This window comes from Streptomyces sp. NPDC021020, from assembly GCF_044333285.1.
GTDB lineage: Bacteria > Actinomycetota > Actinomycetes > Streptomycetales > Streptomycetaceae > Actinacidiphila.
Genome location: NZ_JBIRQQ010000006.1, coordinates 134,601 through 149,732, shown reverse-complemented (window position 1 = coordinate 149,732; position 15,132 = coordinate 134,601). Strand labels below are relative to the sequence as shown.

General features: G+C 76.1%; 13 protein-coding genes. 9 read left to right on the top strand and 4 right to left on the bottom strand.

Annotation, left to right across the window (positions count from 1 at the left end; genetic code table 11):
- Positions 1-40 precede the first annotated feature (40 nt).
- On the bottom strand, positions 41-766 hold the full coding sequence (locus ACH4SL_RS19275; RefSeq protein WP_398446984.1) for a flavodoxin family protein: 726 nt from the start codon (positions 764-766) through the stop codon (positions 41-43).
- A gap of 194 nt (positions 767-960) precedes the next feature.
- Here ACH4SL_RS19275 and ACH4SL_RS19270 point away from each other — a divergent pair, with 194 nt between their 5' ends.
- The gene (locus ACH4SL_RS19270) at positions 961-1,854 is read left to right on the top strand and encodes a LysR substrate-binding domain-containing protein (protein WP_398447791.1); all 894 of its coding nucleotides are present in this window, start codon (positions 961-963) and stop codon (positions 1,852-1,854) included.
- Positions 1,855-1,911: 57 nt separating this feature from the next.
- Here the strand turns inward: ACH4SL_RS19270 and ACH4SL_RS19265 are convergent, their stop codons facing one another.
- The 3 genes from ACH4SL_RS19265 to ACH4SL_RS19255 form a co-directional block, all read right to left on the bottom strand.
- The gene (locus ACH4SL_RS19265) at positions 1,912-2,985 is read right to left on the bottom strand and encodes an alpha/beta hydrolase (RefSeq protein ID WP_398446982.1); all 1,074 of its coding nucleotides are present in this window, start codon (positions 2,983-2,985) and stop codon (positions 1,912-1,914) included.
- Between the two features lie 195 nt (positions 2,986-3,180).
- Complete coding sequence (locus ACH4SL_RS19260) at positions 3,181-3,765, bottom strand: DUF4291 domain-containing protein (protein WP_398446980.1); 585 nt, start codon at positions 3,763-3,765, stop codon at positions 3,181-3,183.
- 158 nt (positions 3,766-3,923) lie between these two features.
- Positions 3,924-4,835 carry a class I SAM-dependent methyltransferase gene (locus ACH4SL_RS19255; protein ID WP_398446978.1) on the bottom strand — a complete coding sequence of 304 codons (912 nt, stop codon included), beginning with the start codon at positions 4,833-4,835 and terminating at the stop codon, positions 3,924-3,926.
- 96 nt (positions 4,836-4,931) lie between these two features.
- Between ACH4SL_RS19255 and ACH4SL_RS19250 the strand changes: the two genes are divergently transcribed.
- From ACH4SL_RS19250 to ACH4SL_RS19215, 8 genes are all read left to right on the top strand, one after another.
- Positions 4,932-5,579 carry a TetR/AcrR family transcriptional regulator gene (locus ACH4SL_RS19250; RefSeq protein ID WP_398446976.1) on the top strand — a complete coding sequence of 216 codons (648 nt, stop codon included), beginning with the start codon at positions 4,932-4,934 and terminating at the stop codon, positions 5,577-5,579.
- A gap of 755 nt (positions 5,580-6,334) precedes the next feature.
- On the top strand, positions 6,335-6,931 hold the full coding sequence (locus ACH4SL_RS19245) for a histone deacetylase (protein ID WP_398447789.1): 597 nt from the start codon (positions 6,335-6,337) through the stop codon (positions 6,929-6,931).
- Complete coding sequence (locus tag ACH4SL_RS19240) at positions 6,928-7,797, top strand: PhzF family phenazine biosynthesis protein (protein ID WP_398446974.1); 870 nt, start codon at positions 6,928-6,930, stop codon at positions 7,795-7,797. The genes ACH4SL_RS19245 and ACH4SL_RS19240 overlap by 4 nt, the downstream gene beginning before the upstream one ends.
- A gap of 5 nt (positions 7,798-7,802) precedes the next feature.
- Entirely contained in the window at positions 7,803-8,321 is a 519-nt protein-coding gene (locus tag ACH4SL_RS19235; protein WP_398446972.1) for a GNAT family N-acetyltransferase, read from the top strand.
- A 458-nt stretch (positions 8,322-8,779) separates the two neighbouring features.
- Positions 8,780-9,622: a response regulator transcription factor gene (locus ACH4SL_RS19230; protein WP_398446970.1), complete on the top strand. Its 843-nt coding sequence runs from the start codon at positions 8,780-8,782 to the stop codon at positions 9,620-9,622.
- A gap of 188 nt (positions 9,623-9,810) precedes the next feature.
- Positions 9,811-11,256: a sensor histidine kinase gene (locus tag ACH4SL_RS19225; protein ID WP_398447787.1), complete on the top strand. Its 1,446-nt coding sequence runs from the start codon at positions 9,811-9,813 to the stop codon at positions 11,254-11,256.
- Between the two features lie 25 nt (positions 11,257-11,281).
- Positions 11,282-12,892 carry a glycosyltransferase gene (locus ACH4SL_RS19220; protein ID WP_398446968.1) on the top strand — a complete coding sequence of 537 codons (1,611 nt, stop codon included), beginning with the start codon at positions 11,282-11,284 and terminating at the stop codon, positions 12,890-12,892.
- Positions 12,889-15,036: an ArnT family glycosyltransferase gene (locus ACH4SL_RS19215; RefSeq protein ID WP_398446966.1), complete on the top strand. Its 2,148-nt coding sequence runs from the start codon at positions 12,889-12,891 to the stop codon at positions 15,034-15,036. The genes ACH4SL_RS19220 and ACH4SL_RS19215 overlap by 4 nt, the downstream gene beginning before the upstream one ends.
- The last annotated feature ends 96 nt before the right edge of the window (positions 15,037-15,132 follow it).

Here is a 15,132-nt window from a genome sequence, read left to right as displayed (position 1 = left end):
GGGGCGGAGCCGGACCCGCCGCCTCCGGGCGTTCGCGGGGTCAGGCCACCGGGGCGGCCGCGGGCTTCCTGAGGGACGCGGACAGGGTGCGGGCCTCGTGTTCGGTCATGCGAGTCGTGGTGTAGGGGACGGCGTTGACCCAGCGCTGGGACAGGTGGGCGATGCGTTCGCCGTAGCGCTCGGCCGTGGTCAGGTCGCCGGGGGAGCAGCCTTCCTCCGGGCCGAGGTCGGTGTGGTACTGGGCCATCAGGCCGAGCCAGGAGCCGAGGCGGTTGACGTCGTCGCGGGTGCCGCCGCTCCAGTTGTTGCCCGGCATGTCGGCCACGCCGATCCACTGCATGCCCATCTGGGCGCCGAAGACGGCCAGTTGCTGCAGCACCGCGAGCTTGTCGCCGCTCTGCGACGCGGACGTGGTGAAGCCGCCCGCCAGCTTGTCCTTCCAGCCCTGCGTCGTGAACGGCGTGAACGCCGCTTCCATGAAGGCCTTGAGCACCGCCGACACGCTGCCCATCAGCGTCGGGCAGCCGAAAACGATCGCGTCGGAGCGGCCGAGCAGTTCCTCCGCCTCCGCGTTGTGCCAGCGGCCCGCCGTGACGTCCTCGGGCCGCAGGTCGACGAGGTGGACCTGCGCGCCGGGGACGGTACGGGCACCGGCGGCGAGGTGCTCGGCCAGGAGGCGGGTGCGGCCGTGCACGGAGTGGACGACGACCGTCACGGTGACGGTGGGGACTACGCCGGAGCTGGGGTCAACGCCGTTGGCTGTCATGTCTGTTCACGCTTCCTGCTGGCGGGGCGGGTGCCGCTCCCGGCCGGTGGCGGCGGGAGGCGGGCGCTGCTTGCCCTGCCATCACAACCCGCGCGCGGCGCACCATCAACGAGGGATTCCGGCATGCAGCGATCGGCCGCACCGATCGATCGGCGCCGGTGCGGTCACCGCACTAGCCTTGCGGTGTGGACAGGATGGAGCTGGAAGCCTTCGTCGCGGTCGCCGAGGAACTCCACTTCGGCCGCGCCGCCGCACGTCTGCACCGCGGCCAGCCGACGGTGAGCGACGCGGTCCGGCGGCTCGAAACCGCCCTGGGCGGGCGGCTGTTCCACCGCACCAGCCGCCGGGTCGCGCTCACCGAGCTGGGCGCCGCGATGCTGCCCGACGCGCATGCCGCGCTGGCCCAGCTGCGCCGCTTCCAGCAGCGCGGTCGCGCCCTGGCCGCCGGTGATCGGAGCAGTACCACCCTCGTCGTCGGCCACGCCGAATACACCGGCCAGCAACTGCTGCTGGAGTGCCTGCCGCGGCTGCGCGACCGCTTCCCCGACGTCGCGATCGTGCCCGAGCCGATGCCGACCACGGCCCAGCTCACCGCGCTGCGCACCGGCACGATCGGCCTCGGGGTCGGCTGGGCCTCGGACGGGCTGACCGGCGTACGCGCTCGGGTGCTCTCCGCGGAGCGCTTCATGGCGCTCGTGCCTGTGGGCCATCCGCTCGCGGGGCGGGCGGAGTTGAGCGCCGCGGAACTGTCCGCGACGGGCCTGCTCACCTGGCCGCACCAGATCAACAGCGGCCTGTGCGACCGGCTGCTGGCCGCCTTTGACATCGGTGGCGCCGACCTGCGCATCATCCGCACCGCCGACAGCGTGCACGCCATCGCCGCGCACGTCGCCGCCGGGGCGGGCATCGGCATCACCGTCGGCTCCGCGCTCGACCACACCCCGCCCGGCCTGCGCGTCATCCCGCTGACCGGCCCTTCGACGACCGCCGACCAGGTCGTCCTCACCCCCGCGGAGCCCACGGCGGCAGCCCTGGCGCTGCGCGAACTCCTGCTGCACGCGGCCGCGGAGGCGCAGGCCGCGGCGTGACACGGGTGGGCGGCGCGGCGGTTGCGCCGCAGAGTTGCGGGCTCGGCGGTCGCGGTCTTAGCGGTCGCGGTCCCGGCGGACCGTGGCCCAGCGGGCGAACGCCTCGACGGCGTCGCTGATGGCGTGCAGGCGCAGCGACGGGAGGACGTCGAAGTTGTGCTGAGTGCCCGGGAGTTCGGCGAGGACGACGGGCGCGGCGGACGTACGGGCGAGGTCGGCGGCGAAGGCGCGGGCGTCCGCGGCCAGCACGAGGGTGTCGAGGGAGCCGTGGACGAGCAGGAACGGCGGTGCGGCCGGGTGGACATGGGCGTGCGGGGTGGCCCGGTCGCCGCCCACCTCGCCGTAGTAGCCGTAGAAGCCGATCGCGGCGGACACCGCGTCGTCGGTGAGCGCGACGGTCGCGGCGAGGTGCGCGCCCGCGGATCCGCCCGCCACGACCAGGAGTTCGGGGTCGGCGCCGAGTTCGCGGGCATGGGCGCGAAGCCAGGCGACGGCCGCGCGGGCGTCGGCGAGCGAGTTCGGATAGGGGGTGCGCAGGCGGTAGTTGGCGCTCGCGCACACCCAGCCGTCCGCCGCGAGGCGGTAGAGGAGGGGGAGTCCGCCGATGAGCTTGCTGCCGATCGTGAAGCCGCCCCCGTGGAAGTAGAGCAGGACGGGTGCGCCGTCCGGCCGCCGGCGCGGGAGGTAGACGTCGAGGGCCTGTGAACGCGCCGTGCCGTAGCGGCGGTTGCACAGTCGGCGGACACCGCGGCGCGGGACGAGGAAGGGCAGCAGCACGCGGAGCAGGGGAAGCGGGCGGCGGGGGACGCGCAGGTCCGGCACCTCCGCGAGAGCCGCCTCCAGGACGCCCCGCGCGGACCGGGTGCGTACGGCGAGCGCGGCCATGCCGCAGGCGACGGCGGCGGTGAGGGCGGCCGCGAGCCACCACGTCGGGCCGCCGACGTCCGTGGCCAGCGTCTCGTAGGTGCTGAGGGCCAGGACGGCCAGGCCCACGAAGGGCTGCTCGTTGACGAACCAGCCGAGCCAGAACCACACGTCGGACGGGCTCGACCGCCGGGGCATGGGCGGCCGGAGCGCGGCGAACGTGCACAGCGCGAGGATCGCGAGCGAGGTGACGAAGCCGGTCTGCACGGCGCGTTCAGCCCTCGGCGGGCGGCGCTGCCGGTACGGGCACGCGGGCGGGTGGTCCTCCGGCGGGCCCGTACGCGGACGGGCCGGTGGTCCGTGTGCGGCTCATTGCGCGTCCCCCTGCTCAACCGGCCCTGGTGGGGCCATCCTTGCCTGTCGGCGGCGCGCCGGGAAGGCGTCGGCGGAGGGCCGCCGGGGTCAGCGGTGGAGGTGCGAGACGTCCGCGGGGTAGGGGCTCTCCCGCGGGAGGAGGGCGCGGGCCGCGTCGAACTCGCCCGCGCGGACGTGGGCGTGGATCGTACGGGCGAGGGGTGTGGCGTCGGTGACGGCGACGGTCCACTCGTCGGCGTAGCGGCGTACGGCCTCGCCGGACAGGCCGAGTTGCAGTGAGCGGTACGGCAACGGGCGCAGGTGGAGGTCGCGTTCGGGATCCCACTGGACGCGTGCGGGAGAGCGCTTCACCTCCCGCTTCCAGGAGGCCCGGTCGGCGTGCAGGCCCGGCTCGTAGTGCGACAGGCAGGCGTGCGCGAGCGCCCATGCGAAGCCCTCGCGGGTGATCTCGACGGCGAGGACGGTCTCCTGGCCCTCCTTGGTGCCCCACCCGCAGCGGTACATCATCCACAGGAACGACGGCTTGATCCACGTCATCCGGTCCCTCTTCCACTCCGCCGGGAAGCGGCCCTCCCGCACCGCCGCCAGGCCGATCCCGGGCCGGTACGCCTGGTAGACGGTGACGGTGGAGTCGGTGGCGAGGGCGCGGACGCGGTGGGTGGGCTCTTGCATGGGGTCAGAGTGGGCTGCGGGATGCGGCGGCCGCCAGTGAATTAGCCGTGCGCGCAACGGGCTTCGCGGTCGTGTCGGGGCGCGGGTGCCTCCGAGCGCCTCCGGGCGTTTCCGGGCGCGGAACGGCGGACGGCGGTGCGGGGGTGGAAGGTGCGGTGTCAGGACCGCAGGACCGCGGTTGTCGCCAGGGTGGTGAACGGCATCGTGAAGGCGCCGCCGAGGGCGTCGATCGCCGCGCCGACCTCGGCGAGGATCGCGGACAGTTGGGCGGGGGCGAGTCGGGTGAGGCCACCGGTCGTGGGGAGCAGGGCGAGCCATTCGTCGCGTGTGTACGGGCGCTGCCAGTCGTAGCGCCAGTGCTCGGGGGCGTCGAAGGAGCCGGTGGCGCGGACGGCGTCGCCGAACGAGGCGTAGAGGGCCTGGTAGGCGTCGAGCGGGCGGCGCGCGGGCTGGGCGCTCAACGGGGAGTCGGGGACGGCACGGCGGAAGGCGGCGGCGAAGGGCTCGGCGACCTCGGGCGGCGGCTCGTAGACGTGCCCGAAGACGGCGAGCCGCCCGCCGGGGCGCAGTACGGCGGCGGCGCGGGCGGCACCTGCGGCGGGGTCCACCCAATGCCAGGATTGGGCGGCGACGACGGCGTCGAAGGTGCGGCCCGCGGGCTCCCACGTCTCGAACGCCGCGACCTCGACGGGCAGCCCGCGCGAGCGGGCGAAGTCGGCCATGCGCGGGTCGGGTTCGACGCCGAGCACGGTGCATCCGGCGGCCTGGAACTGCCGGGCGGCGATGCCGGTGCCGCAGCCCACGTCCAGGACGGCGGGGCGGGCCGAGCCGTCGCCGGAGGCGGGCGCGGGCGCGTACGCGTTCGCGGGCATCCCGGCGACGATCCGGGCGACGAGCGCGTCGGGGTAGCCGGGCCGGGCCGCGTCGTACTGCCCGGCGTTCTCGCCGAAGGACTCGGCCATACGGCGGGCGGTGTGGGGGGCGGGACCGCTGGCCGTGTCCGGCGCGGGGCGCGGGGAGCCCGTGGTGGGCCGGGCCTGCTCAGGGGGCTGTGCCGGTAGAGTGGGCATGTGCCCACCTTAGTGGGCGCATGCCCACTGGGCAACAATCGGCCGTCAGGGCGACGTCCGACAACGGACCGCCCGCGGGCGAGAGGGGAGCGGCGCATGCCGACCGGTGTGCATCTGCGCGACGCGCGGCAGCAGCTCTTCGACGCCGCCGAGCGCATCCTGCTGCGGTCCGGGCCGAACGGCCTGACCAGCAGGGCCGTCACCGACGAGGCGGGCTGCGCCAAGGGGGTGCTGCACCGGCACTTCGCCGACTTCGACGCCTTCCTGGCCGAGCTCGTCCTCGACCGGGCGGCGGAGCTGGAGGAGCAGGCGCGGGTGCTGCGCGCGTCGGCCGGGGAGGGCAGCGTCGTCGACAACCTCACCGGGGCGCTGACCGCGCTGTTCGGGCCGGTGCCGGTGGCGATCATCCCGCTCATCACCTTCCGGGACGCGCTGCGGGCGCGGCTGCGGGAGGCCACGCCCGGCGGCGGCATCGCGGTCCTGGGCCAGGCCACGGAGGCGGTCGGCGCGTATCTGGCCGCCGAGCGCGACCTCGGCCGGATCGCCCCGGGCGCGGACGTGGACGCGCTGACGCTCTCCCTCGTCGGCGGCGGCCACCTGATCTTCGCCGACCGCGAGCGCCGGGCGGACGCGCCCCCGGACGGCCCTGAAGGCCCGGAAGCCCCCGACCGCGCGGCCGTACGCCGCCTCGTCACGGCGGTCACGGCGGCGGCGACCGTGCGGGGTGCCTCCCGGCGGGGGTGAGGTGACCGCGGGGGCGACCGTGCGGGGTGTCCCCGGCGGTGGCGGCTTGTCCGCGAAGGCGCTCGGGGCGCGCGGGGTGCGGTGAGGTGACCGCGGGGGCGACCGTGCGGGGTGTCCCCGGCGGTGGCGGCGCGCCTGCGGGGGCGGGTGCGCTCGGGGCGCGCGGTGCGGTGGGGTGACCGCGGGGGCGGGTGTGCGGGGTGTCCCCGGCGGTGGCGGCTTGTCTGCGGGGCTGGGGGCGCTGGGTTCGCGGGGGTGTGGTGACGTGACCGGGGCGCTGGGCGCGCTCGGGTCGCGCGGGGTGCGGTGAAGTGCCTGCGGGGCCGACCGTGCGGGTTGCCCTCGGCTGTGGCGGCGCGGCTGCGGGGGCGGGTGCGCTCGGGTCGCGCGGTGCGGTGAGGTGCCTGATGAGCTGGGTGCGCGGGGTGTCCCCGGCGGTGGCGGCTTGTCCGCGGGGCCGGGTGCGCTGGGTTCGCGGGGGTGTGGTGACGTGACCGCCGCTTCGGGCGCCTTCGGCGCGCGCGGGGTGCGGTGACGGACGGGCCCGTCGTGCGGCGGGCCGGACCGGGCCCCTACCCCGAGCGTCAGGGAGCCTGGCGCCTCCGTGGCGTACGCGTCGCGCCGCCCGTCCGGTGCCCTCGGCTGATACGGATGTCGGCGGAGGCGGAAGCGGGGCCGGACCGGAGCGGCGAAGGGGCGTGGGCGTGGGCGAGGAGGCGGGCGGGCTGGTCTGGTACGTGGCGTACGGCTCCAACATGTGCGCCGAGCGGCTGCGCTGCTACCTCGCGGGCGGGTGCCCGCCCGGCGGGTCGCGTACGTACGCGGGAGCGCGCGACCCGCGCATGCCCGCGCGTTCGCGCCCCGTGGAGCTTCCGGGCGCGCTGTACTTCGCGACGCGCTCCCCCGTCTGGCACGGCGGCCGGGCCTTCTACGACCCCGACGCCCCCGGTACGGCATGGGCCCGCGCCCATCTGCTGACCGCCGCGCAGCTCTCCGACATCGCCGCGCAGGAGATGTACGGGCCGCCCGGCCGCGACCTCGACCTCGCGCCCGTCCTCGCCACCGGCCGGTACGCGCTCGGCCCCGGCCGCTACGAGACCCTCGTCAGCCCCGGCACCCTGGAGGGCCACCCGCTGCTGACCTTCACCGCGCCCTGGCACCTGGACGACGTCCCGCCGGTGCCGCCCTCGGCGCCCTACCTGCGCGTCATCGCCGCGGGGCTGCGCGAGAGCGGCCGGGACCCCGCCGCGATCGCCCGCTACCTCGCCACCCGCCCCGGCGCCGCGGGCCACTGGACCCCCGCGGAGGTGGCCCGCGCCCTCGCCGCGCCGGGTGGCAGCATGCCCGTATGAGCCGCGGGTGGGGCGTGACGGTGGTGCGGGCGTGCGTGCGCGGCGCGGCGGGCGGCAGCCCCACCGCGGTCGTGGCCGAGCACGAGGCCGCGGGAGCGGCGGACGCGGACCGCGCGGCCGTCGCGCCCGCGGCGGGCGTCTCGCACGCCGTCTTCGTCGACCCCGCACCCGGCGGCGCCCGCCTGCGCTTCTTCACCGCCGAGGGCGAACTGCCCGCCTGCGGCCACGGCACGGTGGCCGCGCTGGCGTATCTCGCCGCCCGCGGCAACGGCCGCTTCCTCGGCGAGCTGCACGCCGGGGGCGCGGCCTTCGCGGGCCGGGCGGTACGGGACGGGTCCGGCTACCGCGCGGACTTCCGCACCCGCCGGGTGGAGCTGCGCGCGGCCGCGCCCGACGAGGCGGCGGCCGTGGCGGACGCCCTCGGGGCGCGGGCCCCGCACGGGGCCGTGATCGCCTCCCTCGGCCGGGCCCGCATGCTGCTCCCGGTGGCCGACCGCACGGCGCTGCGCGGCCTCGCCCCCGACTCCGCCCGCCTGCGCGCCGCGTGCGACCGGCTGGGGCTGCTGGGCGTCTACGTCCACACTCCGCCGGACGCGTACGGGCGGCTCGCGGCGCGTATGTTCGCCCCGTCCATCGGGGTGCCCGAGGACATCGCGAACGCCAACAGCACCGCGTGCCTGGCCGCCTGCCTCGCGGACCGCGGCGTGCCCCGGATCGCCGCCGACATGGGCGACGCGCTCGGCGCTCCCGCCACGATCACCGCCGCCGCGGAGACCGGGCCGGGCCCGCGGCACGTACGGGTCGGCGGCCGCGCGGTGCTCGCGGCCGCGACGGGGGGCCGTTGTCAGACCCTCCCCCTATCGTGATCTTCATGACGGAGAACGTGGCACGAGTGGACCTGGTGGGCTGGGGCAAGGACGACTTCTGGCTGCTGGAGCGGACCAACACGCCGGAGATGACGGACCATCTCGGCGGCCCCGAGAGCGCGGAGGCGCTGGAGGCGCGGCACCGGCGGTATCTGGAGCTGGCGAAGGGAGGCATGTTCAGGGTCGTGACGGCCGAGGGCGAGACGGCCGGGTCGATCGGCTTCTGGGAGCGGGAGTGGCGGGGCGGCCCGGTGTGGGAGGCGGGCTGGAGCGTGCTTCCCGAATTCCAGGGGCGCGGGATAGCCGCGGCGGCTGCGCGCGGGATCGTCCGCGTGGCGCGGGAGGCGGACGGCAATCGGTATCTGCATGCGTTTCCGAGCGTCGACCACCCCGCGTCGAACGGGGTCTGCCGCAAGGCGGGCTTCGAGCTTCTGGAGGAGGTCTCCTTCGAGTACCCGAAGGGCAGCTGGATGACGTGCAACGACTGGCGCACGGACCTTCAGGCCGCGCCGGGTCAGCGCTGACCGCGCCGGGGGTTGCCCCATGCGGTGGGGCTTCGCGGCCGGCCCGCCGCGGGGGTGCCCGCGCCTGCGGCGCGGGTGTTTCCCACCCCCACCACCCGTGCGGGTGGTAGCGACAGCTGACGTCCCCCTGCGGGGGTGCACCGCCGTCGGGGGCGAACCGCGGTCCCTGAAAACGGCACCCCCACCGGCGGGCAGCCGCCGACGAGACGTCGGGAGGGGGACGATCCGGGGGTGCCCCCGCAGGAATGCGCACCCCGCCGGGGGCCGGACACGGGTGAGGTCGGACGCGCATTCCGAGGAGGTACCCCCGGAGTGGCCCCCGACCCACCCACCGCGCAGGAGCGCCAGCCCCCAGCGCAAGCCCCTGCGCAAGCCCCACCCGCCGAGCGCAGCGGATTCTCAGAGGATTCACAGATTCGGCCAAGACGGCTTTCATAGGGGCCCCACAGGGTGGGGGCATGACGACGACACCCCCCGCTCCCGCCGCGCAGGGCGCCGCGGCCGGTGGTGGCGCGCTTCGCGCCGCCAGGAGCTCCGTGAGCCACAGCGCCGCCACCACCACCGTCAACCCGGGCGTCAGCGCCAGCGACCTCGCCCGGCCCGACGGCTCCCCCGTCCGCGTCCTGGTCGTGGACGACGAGGCGCCGCTCGCCGACCTGCTGTCGATGGCCCTGCGCTACGAGGGCTGGAAGGTGCGCACGGAGGGCGACGGTGCGAGCGCGCTGCGCGCCGCGCGCGAGGACCGGCCGGACGCGGTCGTGCTGGACGTGATGCTGCCGGACATGGACGGGCTGGAGGTCCTCGCCCGGCTGCGCCGCGAGACGCCGGACGTGCCGGTGCTGTTCCTGACGGCGAAGGACGCCGTCGAGGACCGGATCGCGGGCCTGACGGCGGGCGGCGACGACTACGTCACGAAGCCCTTCTCCCTGGAGGAGGTCGTCGCGCGGCTGCGCGGCCTGCTGCGCCGCTCGGGCGCCGCGGCCGTACGCAACGAGTCGCTGCTGACCGTCGGCGACCTGGTCCTCAACGAGGACAGCCACGAGGTGAGCCGCGGCGGCGACAACATCCACCTCACCGCGACGGAGTTCGAGCTGCTGCGCTACCTGATGCGCAACCCGCGCCGGGTGCTGAGCAAGGCGCAGATCCTCGACCGCGTGTGGTCGTACGACTTCGGCGGCCAGGCCAACGTCGTCGAGCTGTACATCTCCTACCTGCGGCGCAAGATCGACGTCGGGCGCGCGCCGATGATCCACACCCGGCGCGGCGCGGGCTATCTGATCAAGCCGGGGGAGCCCGCGTGACCCTGCCGCGCCCCGGCAGGTCCACCCGCGCGGGACGCCCGCGCCCGCGGTGGTCGCTGCGGCGCCGCCTGGTCGCGTCGTGCGTGGCGCTCGTCGCCGTCGTGTGCGCGGTGATCGGCGCCGTCACGATCTTCGCGCTGCACGACTTCCTGTACGGCCAGCTCGACGGCAAGGTGCACGACCTGGCGATGCGCGCGTCCGGCCGCCCCGGCGGCGGTCCCGGCGGCCCGCTCCCGGGCACGGACGGCGTGAACGGCACGAACGGCGGGAACACCCCCCGCGCGGACCGCACCCCCGGCGGCGCCGGGGACGTCCCGCTCGGCTTCCTCATCGGCGGCGGCCAGCCCCGCGAGACGGTCGGCGCGGTCGTGACGTCGTCCGGCGCGGTCGCGCAGGCCGCGGTGAGCGCGACCGACGCCACCGGCTCCTCCGGCTCGTCCGGCGGCGCCCTGGTCGCCGCCGCGCTCACCGGTGAACAGGCGGCCGCCTTCGCGGACGTCCCGCGCGACGGCCATCCGCACACCCTCGACGTCCCCGGCCTCGGCGGCTACCGCGTCGAGTCCGCGCGGCCCGGCACGGACGGCAGCACCGTCCTGGTGGGGCTGTCCACCCAGGGCACCGAGGACACCCTGTCGACCCTGATGTGGGTCGAGGTCTCGGTGTCGGCGGCCGGGCTGGTCGCCGCGGGCCTGGCGGGCGCGGCGCTGATGCGTATCGCGCTGCACCCGCTGCGCCGGGTCGCGGCGACCGCGACGAGGGTGTCCGAGCTGCCGCTGGACCGCGGTGAGGTCGCCTTGCACGAGCGCGTCCCGGAGTCCGACACCGACCCGCGCACCGAGGTCGGCCAGGTCGGCGCGGCGCTCAACCGCATGCTCGGGCACGTCGCGTCCGCGCTGCACGCGCGGCAGGCGAGCGAGACCCGGGTCCGGCGGTTCGTCGCGGACGCCAGCCACGAGCTGCGCACCCCGCTCGCGTCGATCCGCGGCTACGCCGAGCTGACCCGGCGCGGCCGGGAGCCGGTGGGCCCGGACACCCGGCACGCGCTGGGCCGTATCGAGTCCGAGGCGTCCCGGATGACGACCCTGGTCGAGGACCTGCTGCTGCTCGCGCGGCTCGACGCCGGGCGCCCGCTGGACCCCGTGCCGACCGATCTGTCCCCGCTGGTCGTGGACGCGGTGAGCGACGCCCGCGCGGCGGGTGGCGGCCATCTGTGGCGGCTCGACCTGCCCGACGACCCGGCCGTGGTCGACGGCGCCCCGCAGCGGCTGCACCAGGTGCTCACCAACCTGCTGGCCAACGCCCGCACCCACACCCCGGCCGGCACCACCGTGACCGCCCGCGTCACCCCGCTGCCCGGCGGCGCCGTACGGCTCCAGGTCGAGGACGACGGCCCCGGCATCCCCGCCGACCTCCAGCCGGTCGTCTTCGAGCGTTTCGCCCGTGGCGACGCCTCCCGCACCCGCACCCCGCAGGGCGGCGGCAGTACGGGCCTGGGCCTGGCGATCGTGCAGTCCGTGGTGGCCGCGCACGGCGGCTCCGTGGAGCTGGCGAGCGCCCCCGGACGTACCGTCTTCAGCGTCACACTGCCCCCTTCGCACTCACAGGTCGCCCCCAGCCTCAGCACAACGTCGTGACAGGGCCCGAGCCGAGCCTCGGAGTATGCGAACCACACTCGGCAATCTGCCCCCCCGGCAGCACCTGCCGGTCGCGGACGCGGCGCCCGCCGAGGGCGTGGGCGGCGCGGCCGCCACTCCGGTGCTGGACGTCGTCATCCCCGTCCACAACGAGGAGAACGACCTCGCCCCCTGCGTCCGCCGCCTGCACGCCCATCTGTCGGGCACCTTCCCGTACCCCTTCCGCATCACGGTCGCGGACAACGCCAGCACCGACCTGACCCCGCTGGTCGCCGCGGAACTCGCCGCGCAGCTGCCCGAGGTGACGTCCTTCCGGCTGGAGCAGAAGGGGCGCGGCCGCGCCCTGCGCACCGTGTGGACCGCGTCCGACGCGCCCGTGCTGGCGTACATGGACGTCGACCTGTCCACCGACCTCAACGCGCTGCTGCCGCTCGTCGCCCCGCTCATCTCCGGGCACTCCGACCTCGCGATCGGCTCCCGCCTCGCGCGCTCCTCGCGCGTGGTGCGCGGCGCCAAGCGGGAGTTCATCTCCCGCTCCTACAACATAATCCTGCGCGGCTCGCTCGCCGCGCGCTTCTCCGACGCCCAGTGCGGCTTCAAGGCGATCCGCGGCGATGTCGCGCAGCGGCTGCTGCCGATGGTCGAGGACACCGGATGGTTCTTCGACACCGAGATGCTCGTCGTCGCCGAACGCGCGGGGCTGCGCATCCACGAGGTGCCCGTCGACTGGGTCGACGACCCGGACAGCAGCGTCGACATCGTCCGCACCGCGCTGGACGACCTGCGCGGTGTCTGGCGCGTCGGCCGGGCGCTCGCCACCGGCCGGCTCGCCCTGGACCGGCTGCGCCGCCCCTTCGGCGACGACCCGCGCGACCGCGACCTGTCCGGCGTGCCCGTCGGGCTGGCCCGCCAGCTCGTCGGCTTCTGCGTCGTCGGCGCCCTCAGCACCCTGGTCTACCTCGCGCTCTTCTCCCTCTTCCGGCTCGGCACGGGCTCGCAGGGCGCCAACGCGCTCGCCCTGCTGCTGTCCGCGCTCGGCAACACCGCCGCCAACCGCCGCCTCACCTTCGGCGTACGCGGCCGCGACCGCGCGATGCGGCACCAGGCGCAGGGGCTCGTCGTCTTCGCGATTGGCCTCGCCCTGACCAGCGGCTCGCTCGCCGCGCTGCACACGGCGACGGCCTCGCCCTCGCACGGCAGCGAGCTGGCCGTCCTCGTCGCGGCGAACCTCGCGGCGACCGTGCTGCGCTTCCTCCTCTTCCGCGCCTGGGTCTTCCCCGACCCGGCGGGCCCCGCGGCTGCCGCCGCACCCTCCCCCGGGAGCCCCGCGGCCGCCCCCGCACCCGGCCCGGACGCCACGCGGCACGGCTCCGCACCCGCCGCCCCCGGGACGGCGCCCGACGCCCGCCCGTACGGCGACGCGCCCGGCACGTACGACCCCGGACCGGCTGCCGCTTCCCGCGGCCCCGCGCCCGGCGCTCCCGCAGCCGACCCGTCCGGCGCCGCCCCGGGCGCGAGCCCGTACCGCACGCCGCCCCGCGCCGGGGCGTACGGCGACACCTCCCACGGCACCGCGGACGGCGTGCACGCGCCGGACCGCGGGGTCCCGAACCCCTCCGACAGGAGTCCGCGATGACCGCGACGACCGGCTTCCCCCACGCGCCGACCGCCGCCCACCCGGCCACGGCGCAGGCGCGCGCGGCCCGCCTGGCCCGCCGGATGTGGCGCGGCCGGGCCGCCGACCCGGTGTGGGCCCGCCCCGCGCTGCTCGCGCTGCTGCTCGGTACCCTCGTGCTCTACCTGTACGACCTGGGCGCCTCCGGTTACGCCAACTCCTTCTACTCCGCCGCCGTCCAGGCCGGCAGCCAGAGCTGGAAGGCCTTCTTCTTCGGCTCCTCCGACGCGGCGAACGCCATCACCGTCGACAAGCCGCCGGCCGCGCTGTGGCCGATGGCCCTGTCCGTACGGCTCTTCGGCCTCGGCTCGTGGCAGATCCTGGTGCCCCAGGCGCTCATGGGCGCCGGCACCGTGGCGCTGCTGAACGCCGCCGTACGCCGCCGCTTCGGCGCCGGCGCGGGCCTGCTGGCCGGGGCGCTGCTGGCGCTCACGCCGGTCGCCGCGCTCATGTTCCGCTTCAACAACCCCGACGCGCTGCTCGCGCTGCTCATGGTCGCCACGATCTACTGCGTGCAGCGTGCGCTGGAGCACGCGAGCACCCGGTGGCTGCTGGCCGCGGGCGGGCTGCTCGGCCTCGCCTTCCTCACCAAGACGCTCCAGGCCTGGCTGATCGTGCCCGCGCTCACCCTCGTCTACGCCGTGTGCGCGCCCGCGCGGCTGCCGCGCCGGCTGCTGCAACTGCTCGCCGCGGGCGGTGCGATGGTCGTCGCGGGCGGCTGGTGGGTCGCCATCGTCGAGCTGTGGCCCGCGTCCTCCCGCCCCTACATCGGCGGCTCGCAGGACAACAGCTTCCTGTCGCTGACCTTCGGCTACAACGGCTTCGGCCGCATCACCGGCAACGAGACCGGCAGCGTCGGCGGAGGCGGCGGGGGCCGCGGACCCGGCGGGGGCGGTGGCGGCGGCATGTGGGGCGAGACCGGCATCGGGCGGCTCTTCAGCTCCGACATGGGCGGCCAGATCGCCTGGCTGCTCCCCGCGGCCTTCGCGCTGCTGCTCGCGGGCCTGTGGCTCACCCGGCGCGCACGCCGCACCGACCTGATCCGCGCCGACCTGATGCTGTGGGGCGGCTCGCTGCTCGTCACCTTCGTGACCTTCAGCTTCATGTCCGGGATCTTCCACCAGTACTACAACATCGCGTTGGCCCCCTACATCGCCGCGGTGTGCGCGATGGGCGGCACGCTGCTGTGGCGGCGCCGCGGCTCGCTGCCCGCCGCGGCGGCCCTCGGCGCGGTCGTCGCCGGTACGGGCGCGGTCGCGTACGTGCTGCTGGACCGCTCCCCGAACTGGCACCCGTGGCTGCGCGCCGTCGTCCTCGGCGCGGGCGTCCTCGCCGCGGCCGCGCTCGTCGCGCTGCCGTACGTGCGGAGCGCGGGCGTGAGCGCCGCCGCGGCCGGGCTCGGCCTCGTCGCCGTGCTCGGCGGGCCCGTGGCGTACACCCTCGACACGGTGTCGACCCCGCACGAGGGCTCCATCGTCACCGCGGGTCCCGCCGTCATGTCCGGTGGCTTCCCGGGTGGCGGGGGCGGCGGCCGCGGCGGCTTCCCGGGCGGGATGCCGGGTGGTATGCCCGGCGGCCAGGGCTTCCCGGGTGGCCAGACCGGCCAGGCCGGCCAGGGCCGGCAGGGCTTCCCCGGCGCCCAGGGCGGGCAGGGCACGCAGGGCGCCCAGGGGCAGGGCCAGTTCCCGCCCGGCATGGGCGAGGGCGGCTTCCCCGGCGGCGCCGGTGGCGCCGGAGGCATGGGCGGCCTGCTCAACGGCACGCAGGTCAGCGCCGAGATGACGTCCCTGCTCAAGGCGAACGCGGGCGCGTACACCTGGGTCGCCGCGGCTGTCGGCTCGCAGAACCAGGCGAGCTACCAGCTCGCGACCGGCAAGCCCGTGATGTCCATCGGCGGCTTCAACGGCAGCGATCCGTCTCCGACGCTGGCCCAGTTCAAGGAGTACGTCGCCGAGGGCCGCATCCACTACTTCATCGGTGGTGGCGGTATGGGCGGCGGGAGCATGGGCGGCTCCGCCGCCGCGTCCGACATCGCCTCGTGGGTCGCGTCCACGTTCACCGCGAAGACGGTGGGCTCGACGACGGTGTACGACCTGACGTCGTGACGTCGTAGCCCCCGACCGGGGCAGCCCGCGCGATTGCGCCACGGGCTGCCCCGGTCCGTGCGTTGCGCGACCGTCCGCGCGCTGTGGCTGAGCGCG

What these genes read in the sequence shown, in the direction of transcription:
- ACH4SL_RS19275 (WP_398446984.1), bottom strand. Translation starts at nt 766, where the DNA reads ATGACAGCCAACGGCGTTGACCCCAGCTCCGGCGTAGTCCCCACCGTC.
- ACH4SL_RS19270 (WP_398447791.1), top strand. Translation starts at nt 961, where the DNA reads ATGGAGCTGGAAGCCTTCGTCGCGGTCGCCGAGGAACTCCACTTCGGC.
- ACH4SL_RS19260 (WP_398446980.1), bottom strand. Translation starts at nt 3,765, where the DNA reads ATGCAAGAGCCCACCCACCGCGTCCGCGCCCTCGCCACCGACTCCACC.
- ACH4SL_RS19255 (WP_398446978.1), bottom strand. Translation starts at nt 4,835, where the DNA reads ATGCCCACTCTACCGGCACAGCCCCCTGAGCAGGCCCGGCCCACCACG.
- ACH4SL_RS19250 (WP_398446976.1), top strand. Translation starts at nt 4,932, where the DNA reads ATGCCGACCGGTGTGCATCTGCGCGACGCGCGGCAGCAGCTCTTCGAC.
- ACH4SL_RS19245 (WP_398447789.1), top strand. Translation starts at nt 6,335, where the DNA reads ATGTGCGCCGAGCGGCTGCGCTGCTACCTCGCGGGCGGGTGCCCGCCC.
- ACH4SL_RS19240 (WP_398446974.1), top strand. Translation starts at nt 6,928, where the DNA reads ATGAGCCGCGGGTGGGGCGTGACGGTGGTGCGGGCGTGCGTGCGCGGC.
- ACH4SL_RS19235 (WP_398446972.1), top strand. Translation starts at nt 7,803, where the DNA reads ATGACGGAGAACGTGGCACGAGTGGACCTGGTGGGCTGGGGCAAGGAC.
- ACH4SL_RS19230 (WP_398446970.1), top strand. Translation starts at nt 8,780, where the DNA reads ATGACGACGACACCCCCCGCTCCCGCCGCGCAGGGCGCCGCGGCCGGT.
- ACH4SL_RS19225 (WP_398447787.1), top strand. Translation starts at nt 9,811, where the DNA reads ATGCGCGCGTCCGGCCGCCCCGGCGGCGGTCCCGGCGGCCCGCTCCCG.
- ACH4SL_RS19220 (WP_398446968.1), top strand. Translation starts at nt 11,282, where the DNA reads ATGCGAACCACACTCGGCAATCTGCCCCCCCGGCAGCACCTGCCGGTC.
- ACH4SL_RS19215 (WP_398446966.1), top strand. Translation starts at nt 12,889, where the DNA reads ATGACCGCGACGACCGGCTTCCCCCACGCGCCGACCGCCGCCCACCCG.